Origin of the sequence: Streptomyces celluloflavus (assembly GCA_000720995.1) — a bacterium.
Taxonomy (GTDB): Bacteria; Actinomycetota; Actinomycetes; order Streptomycetales; family Streptomycetaceae; genus Streptomyces; species Streptomyces celluloflavus.
In genome coordinates this window covers 1-6,863 of the sequence record JOEL01000099.1, presented here as the reverse complement: position 1 = coordinate 6,863, position 6,863 = coordinate 1, and the positions used below count along the sequence as shown (strand labels likewise).

Here is a 6,863-nt window from a genome sequence, read left to right as displayed (position 1 = left end):
AAAGTCACGAACCCACGCCAGCTGATGGACCATCAGCCGAGCACACTCCAAAACAGAGCTCTGACCAGCAGCGATAGCGAACTGCTACTGGAGTACTAGTCGGCGACCAGCACAGCCTCATCGGCAACCACGGCGGTGCCGTCCGCGGCCGGCACCTGCCCGCGGCCCGTTGAACGCCGTTCCAGGGCGGACGCGATGAGCGCCACACCGAGCGCCGCGACGGTCATCAGCGCGCCGACCCAGTTGGGCGCGGTGAAGCCGAGTCCGGCCGAGATGACGAGCCCACCGAGCCAGGCGGCGAGCGCGTTGCCGAAGTTGAAGGCCGCGATATTGCCCGCCGCGGCGAGCGTGGGCGCCGCGGCGGGCTGGTCCATCACCCGCTTCTGCAACGGCGGCACGGTCGCGAAGCCGAACGCACCGATCAGCGCGATGGTGATCGTCGCGGCCACCTTGTTGTGTGCGGTGAATGTGAATGCGGCGAGCGCGAGCGCCAGGCCGGTCAGCGACACATAGAGCATCGGCATCATGGCGCGGTCGGTGAAACGGCCGGAAATCAGGTTTCCGGCGACCATGCCGAGGCCGAAGACGGCCGTCAGCCAGATGACGGAGGACGGTGCGAAGCCGGTCACCTCGGTCATCATCGAGGCGAGGCAGGTGACGGCCGCGAAGACACCGCCGAAGCCGAGGACCGTCATCAGCATCGCGAGACCGACCTGCGGATTGCGGAAGACCGCCAGTTCGCGGCCGATCGAGGCGGCCGCTTTCGCCCGCTGCGCCGGTACGAGCTTGACGACACCCAGCAGGCCGATCACGCCGAGCGCAGCGATGGCGAAGAAGGTGACTCGCCAGTCGTACCGCTGGCCGAGCATGGTGCCGACCGGTACGCCCACCACATTGGCGAGGGTCAGGCCACTGAACATCAGCGAGATGGCGGTGGCCCGCTTCTCAGAGGCCACGACATCGGCCGCCACCAGAGCGCCGATGCCGAAGAACGCGCCGTGTGTGAAGGAGGAGACGATCCGGCCGAGCAGCACGATGCCGAAAACAGGCGCCACGGCCGTGAGCACGTTGCCCACGATGAACAGCCCCATCAGCAGCATCAGCATCTGCTTGCGGGTCAGCCGCGTTCCGAGGGCGGTCATCAGCGGCGCACCGATCACCACTCCCAGCGCGTAGACGGTGGTCGCGTAGCCGGCCAGCGGGATGGAGACGCCGAAACCGGCCGCCATGTCGGGCAGCAGGCCCATCACCGCGAACTCGGTCCTTCCGATCCCGAAGGCGCCGATGGCGAGCGCAAGGAGAGCGAGAGGCATGACAGGCGGTCCCTTCAGACGCATGAGACGCCACCGGCAACGCCTGTTCTCCAGCAGGTGCCCGCACCCCAGGACGGGCTCGGCCTCCCGACGGGCCCCGCCACCACCACCGCGCCCGGACGTCCGGTGTCGCGGTCGGCACCCGCCTGTGTACTCGCCCGGGGCTGGTGCGCGCTCTCCGCGCTGCACGGCCGGATCGAGACACACATCGAACACGCGCTAAAGGCCGGGCACGATCTCAGCGTCAGGGAGTTCTCGGTCCTCATGGCGCTCAGCGAGCAGCACGACGGACCGTGCGGCCATCTGCGGATGCACCAGGTCGCGGACTCCGTCGTCCTCAGCCAGAGCGCCACCACGCACCTGGTCACCCGCCTTGAGGAACGCGGACTGCTCGCGCGCTACCTCTGCCCCGACGACCGGCGCGGCATCTACACCAACGTCACGCCCGATGGGCTCGCGCTCCTCGCCCAGGCCCGCCCCACCCATGACAGCGCCCTGCGCGAAGCTCTCCAGAACGCCGCGAAAATCCCCGAGTTGGCCCCCTTGGTAACCGCCGTCGAGACCCTCGTCCCCTCCGCATAGCGCCCTCGTACGGCCATCGGGCACCGGCCACCGGATACGGACACCAGGCGCGGACGCCGGGCACGGCCGTACGCCTCCACGGCTGTGCGCGGCGCCGCGCGGGCACCGCATAAAGTCGCGCCCATGAGCGATATCGAGATACGCCGCGCCACCGAGGCCGACCTGCCCGCCATCGTCGCGATGCTGGCCGATGACGCACTGGGCGCCGCCCGCGAGTCACCGGACGATCTGACGCCGTACCGCACCGCGTACGAGCGGCTGGCCGCCGACCCGCATCAGCACCTGATCGTCGCGGTCCGCGAGGAGCGTACGGTCGGCACCCTCCAGCTCACGGTCGTCCCCGGCCTCTCGCGGCGCGGCGCCACCCGCGCGATCATCGAGAGCGTTCGGGTTCACACCGACGAGCGGGGCAGCGGCCTGGGCACCCAGCTCATCGAATGGGCGGTCGCGGAATCCCGCTCACTCGGCTGTCAGCTGGTGCAGCTCACCTCCGACGCGACCCGCATCGACGCCCACCGTTTCTACGAGCGCCTCGGCTTCGAAGCGTCCCACCTGGGATTCAAGCTCCAGCTCTGAGCTCCCCCGCGCCCCTTCCCGCTCCTTCTCCCTCCGCCTCCGTCCCCTCTCCGTCTGCCGCTCCCCCTGCCCTGCTCCTACTGCTTCGCCTTCGCGCTGTCGCCGGTACGGACCCGTGCTCGGTGCGCCTTCTGCCGGCACGCTCCGCCGCAGTACCTCGCGGGCCGGCCGGTACGGGCCACCGTGACCGGCCCGCCGCACACCGCGCATCGGGTTTCGTTATGTTCCGGTTCAGGAACCGGAAGTTTCATTACGTCGCGGCGCGCCCGGAGCCCCTCGCACATCAGCGCCGTCATCCGCCCCGGCACCCCTGTCGAACCCCCCGCACCCGTCCGCCGCCGCTCCATCGACAGGCAACCGGCCAGCAGCGCGCGGACATCATCCAGCCCGACGTCCATCCTTACCGCGCCGGCCTGTTGTGCCCGTACCAACAGGACACCCAGGGCCTCGCCGAAGTCCCGCTCGGACCCCGAAACACCCTCGGATCCCCTCTCCCCTGACGCCTCCAATACATCGCACAGGGCCTTGTTCTCGGCGGCCAGCCGAACCACCGACGCGAGGAAGCGAAAGAAGACGCTGCCTGGATCCCCGGCATCGGCCAAATCCTTCGCGGTATCGGTGAAGAGCTGGATCCGGTCCGCGACCGCCGCATGGAACAGGATTTCTTTGGACGGGAAATGTCGGTACACCGTCCCCGCACCGACCCCGGCACGACGTGCGATCTCCCCGAGCGGAGCCCCCAACCCCTGCTCCTCGAAAGCGGATCGGGCCGCCTGGAGCACCAGCGCCCTGTTGCGCCGCGCATCCGCCCGAGAGGGAGCCGAACCACCGCCCGACATCCGCAATCCTCCTGAGACCGGCCACCACCACGACAGAGCACACCCAGAATCGAAACGGGCTGCTCATTCCGATTCTATGGGAGCTTTAAAACATGCGTGCGGATAGCCGCTCTGGGTTCATCACGGCGCTGGAAGCGGTTGCTGCATTGGGAGGCTGTTACTGCCCTGGGAGCGTTCGCTGCTTGAGGAGCAGTCGCTGATCGGGGAACGGTCACGATCCCGAGGACAGCCATGACGCCGGATGCGGTCACAACATCGGAGAGGGTCACGGCGTCGAGAGATGGTCACAGCGCTGGAGGAGTCGCAACGCCGGGGAATGCCGGGCGCCGAATCCTCCTGCCCCCTCCCTCAAATCCACTTCAAGCAAGGGCAGTTGGGACACAAGCGAGCAGCTGACACGCCCCTACCCGCCCCCGCCCATCACCACCCCACCCCGTTTCACGTGAAACAGAGCCAAGCCGCCCGCCCTCGCCACCACGGCCACGGACCACGGGGCCCGCACACGCACCAGACCAATCAGCACGCCAGGGCGTCACCACGCCAACGCACCAACGCAAAGGGGTGGGGCCGTGTTTCACGTGAAACACGGCCCCACCCCGGGACCTGCGCGGCGCCTCCGGTCAGCGCGCGGCGGATACCTCACTCCATGCCTCGTCGGCCGCCGTGGCCGCCGCGTAGCCATCGGCATCCATGCCCACCGCTCGCAGGCCGGTGGCCAGTGCCGCCAGCGAGGCCAACACCACATCGCGGTCCGCGGCACGGCCGTAGTGGTTCACCCGGATCATTTCCTTGGCCAGTGCACCGGCCGCGGCTTGCACCGGCACCGAGCCGTCGGCGCCGAGTGCGGCGGAGACCACCTCGCGGGCGTCCAGGCCCACCGGCGCGCGGAGCGTCGTCGCCGCCGGCGCCGCGTCCTCGTCGCGGATCACGTACGGCACCAGCCCGCCGAGCGCCCTCACACCCGCACGGAGCGCCCCGGCGGCCGCACGGTGCCGTGTGATGACCCCATCCAGCCCTTCGCCCTCGATACGGTCCACAGCCTGCTCCAGGGCGAGCATTTCCAGCTGCGCCGGAGCGTGCGGCAGGGCAGAGCGCCCGCCGTCGATCCAGCGCTCCTTCCAGTCCAGCAGCGAGAGGTACGAGCGTCGGGGAGCCTGCTCATTGGCCGCGATGCGCTCCCAGGCGCGGGCGCTGACCGAGACCGCGGAAACACCGGCAGGTCCGGCCAGCGCCTTCTGCCCGCCGATCACGCACAGGTCCACGCCCCACTCATCGGTGAGCAGCGGCTCGGCGCCCACCGAAGCGACCGCGTCCAGCATCAGCAGCGCACCGTGCGCACGCACCACCGCGCCGATCTCGGCGACCGGGTTGGTGTTGCCGGTCGCCGCCTCGGCGTGCACCAGGCTCACAAAGTCGATCTCGGGATGCTCCCGCAGCGCGTCCGCCACCTGCTGCGGGCTGACCGCGCCCGTAAAAGGCGCGGCGATCGTGACGACCTCGGCGCCGCAGGACCGCAGCCAGCCGCCGAACGTCTCGCCGTACGGGCCGGTGATGATGTTGAGCGCGGTACTGCCTGGCCGCACGGCCGAGCGGATGCATGCCTCCAGCGGCAGCAGTGCCTCGCCCTGCATCGCCACCACATCGCAGCGGGTACGCATCAGCGCCGCGACCTTGTCCTCGATCCGCGCGAAGTGGGCTGCGCCGAGCGGCGGCAGGTCGAGCAGGACCGGGGCATCGGCATTCGCAGTCACGGCAGTCACAGTGGCCTTCCAGCGGTAGCGAGCCGCATGATGGGGCGGCTCCTGACATCTGGATCGACTGTACGTCCGCCCACCACGTCCCCGCCGTATGGTCCCGGCCACAGCTCTCGCCCTGGTCCCCGGCTCCACAGACCGGCCGCGCGGCGCCCGCTCAGACCCGCCAGCCCTCCGCATCCACCCCGCCGGGCACCGGCCCGGCAGGCTCGTACGGCCCACGGGTGAAGATGAACGTCCCCAGATCCAGATGATCCGCCGAACCGTCCTCGGCACGCACCACCCGCAGCGTCTCCCCCGCGTAGTAGCCGTCCAGGCCGGTCCATGTGCCGTCGGGCTCCGCTCGGAAGCGTGAGGCGCGCCCCGTCCCCGACAGCGGCACCAGCTCCAGTGCGCGCTCGGCCTGCAACCGCAGCGCGAACGGGTTCGCTCCCCAGTACCAGGGGCCGGTGAGCGCCAGCAGATCCTTGTCCAGGGGGCCGGACAGCGGGCGCCACGGCTCCGGGATCCGCGGTTCGTGGTCGGCCACGATCTCCAGAAGGTCCCCGGCCACCGCACCGATCGCGGTTCCCGAGGTGCAGTTGGCCAGCGCGATCCCGGCGAGGTCCTCCTCGGCGTCGACCCACAGGGCCGCCAGGAACCCCGGCATCGACCCGGTGTGCCCTGCCAGCCGGCGCCCGCTCCGGGCCCCTTCGGCGCCGCCCGTCCGCCGTCCGTTCCGTCGCACGAGCTGGAACCCCAGCCCGTAGCCCGCGTCCCAGCCGTCATGCTCCGGCGGCACCGCCGGCGTCCGCATCTCGTCCAGGCTCGCCGCGCTCAGTACCCGCTCATCGCCGCGCAGCAAGAACGCCGCCCACCGGCACAGGTCCTCCAGCGTGGACCACAGCTGCCCGGCCGGTGCCATCAGTCCGGTGTCCTGAGCGGGTTCGGGAAGCAGGGCATCAGCCCATGGGTGTACCGCCCAGCCGTCCGCGTGCGGCATCAGCGGCCGGAGCGTCGTGCGCCGCATGCCCAGCGGCTCCAGCACCTCACGGCGCAGCACCTCGCCCCATGCCTCGCCGTCCCGAAGCCGTTCGACAAGCGTGCCCAGCAGGGCATACCCGGTGTTGGAATAGTGGTGCCGCCGTCCGGCCGGAAGGCGCTGCGGCCGCTCACCGAAGAGGTCGGCCTGTTCGGGCCGCAGCTCGCCCGCCGTCCGCTCCCACCACGGCCCCCGCGGTTCTGCCGCCAACCCCGAGCTGTGCGCGAGCAGTTGGGCGATCGTCACCTCCGGTACCGGAGTGCCCTCCACGTACCTGCCGATGGGGTCCGCCAGCCGCAGCAGTCCCGCATCCCGCAGCCGCAGCACCATCACGGCGACAAACGTCTTGGTGATCGACCCGATGCGGTACTGCACATCACTGTGTGGCTCCTCCCCCGCCACCGAGCCCCGGGCCCCCGTCCAGACCGGTCTCCCGCCGCGGACGACCGCGCCCATCATCGACGGTGCCCGCCCCTCGGCCTGCCCGATCGCCAACCTGCGCAGCAGCGCCCGCCGGGTCTGCGGCATCAGTTCCGCGAACGCATCGGGCGCACCGGGCGCATCGACGGTCCCCGCCGGCCCGGTGGCGGGGATCCGTGCCGTCTCCCTCACGGCGAGGGCCCCGTCCGCGTGCGGCTCGGGCTCGTGGGACTCCGCGGACGGTGCGATGGTCATGGCTTCTCCGTAAGTTGTTAGGCGGCCCGGGAGGGCCGGGTGTGGCTTATGGCTTCTTGCCTTCAGTGGCTTCCGAGGAGTGGCCGCCCGGCTCTCCGGGGCG

Annotated in this window: 6 protein-coding genes; 2 read left to right on the top strand and 4 right to left on the bottom strand. The window is 70.5% G+C overall.

The annotated features are described in order from the left end of the window. Positions 1 to 95 precede the first annotated feature (95 nt). Positions 96 to 1,313, bottom strand: coding sequence for an MFS transporter (locus IH09_RS35825; RefSeq protein WP_052861933.1), 1,218 nt, complete (start codon positions 1,311 to 1,313; stop codon positions 96 to 98). A 126-nt stretch (positions 1,314 to 1,439) separates the two neighbouring features. On the opposite strand from IH09_RS35825, the gene IH09_RS35820 reads away from it, so the two are divergent. Both IH09_RS35820 and IH09_RS35815 read left to right on the top strand, forming a co-directional pair. Continuing rightward, positions 1,440 to 1,895 (top strand): MarR family transcriptional regulator, encoded by a 456-nt coding sequence (locus IH09_RS35820; RefSeq protein WP_052861935.1) that lies wholly within the window; start codon positions 1,440 to 1,442, stop codon positions 1,893 to 1,895. A 123-nt stretch (positions 1,896 to 2,018) separates the two neighbouring features. Continuing rightward, complete coding sequence (locus tag IH09_RS35815) at positions 2,019 to 2,471, top strand: GNAT family N-acetyltransferase (protein WP_052861932.1); 453 nt, start codon at positions 2,019 to 2,021, stop codon at positions 2,469 to 2,471. A gap of 77 nt (positions 2,472 to 2,548) precedes the next feature. Here IH09_RS35815 and IH09_RS35810 read toward each other — a convergent pair whose 3' ends face one another. The 3 genes from IH09_RS35810 to IH09_RS35800 all read right to left on the bottom strand — a co-directional run bounded on the left by IH09_RS35810 (position 2,549) and on the right by IH09_RS35800 (position 6,613). Then, positions 2,549 to 3,310 carry a TetR/AcrR family transcriptional regulator gene (locus IH09_RS35810; RefSeq protein WP_052861931.1) on the bottom strand — a complete coding sequence of 254 codons (762 nt, stop codon included), beginning with the start codon at positions 3,308 to 3,310 and terminating at the stop codon, positions 2,549 to 2,551. A 620-nt stretch (positions 3,311 to 3,930) separates the two neighbouring features. After that, a complete protein-coding gene (locus IH09_RS35805) occupies positions 3,931 to 5,070 on the bottom strand; it encodes a pyridoxal-phosphate-dependent aminotransferase family protein (RefSeq protein WP_052861930.1) in 1,140 nt (379 codons plus the stop codon). A 151-nt stretch (positions 5,071 to 5,221) separates the two neighbouring features. After that, the gene (locus IH09_RS35800; RefSeq protein WP_052861934.1) at positions 5,222 to 6,613 is read right to left on the bottom strand and encodes a serine hydrolase domain-containing protein; all 1,392 of its coding nucleotides are present in this window, start codon (positions 6,611 to 6,613) and stop codon (positions 5,222 to 5,224) included. Positions 6,614 to 6,863: the final 250 nt, after the last annotated feature.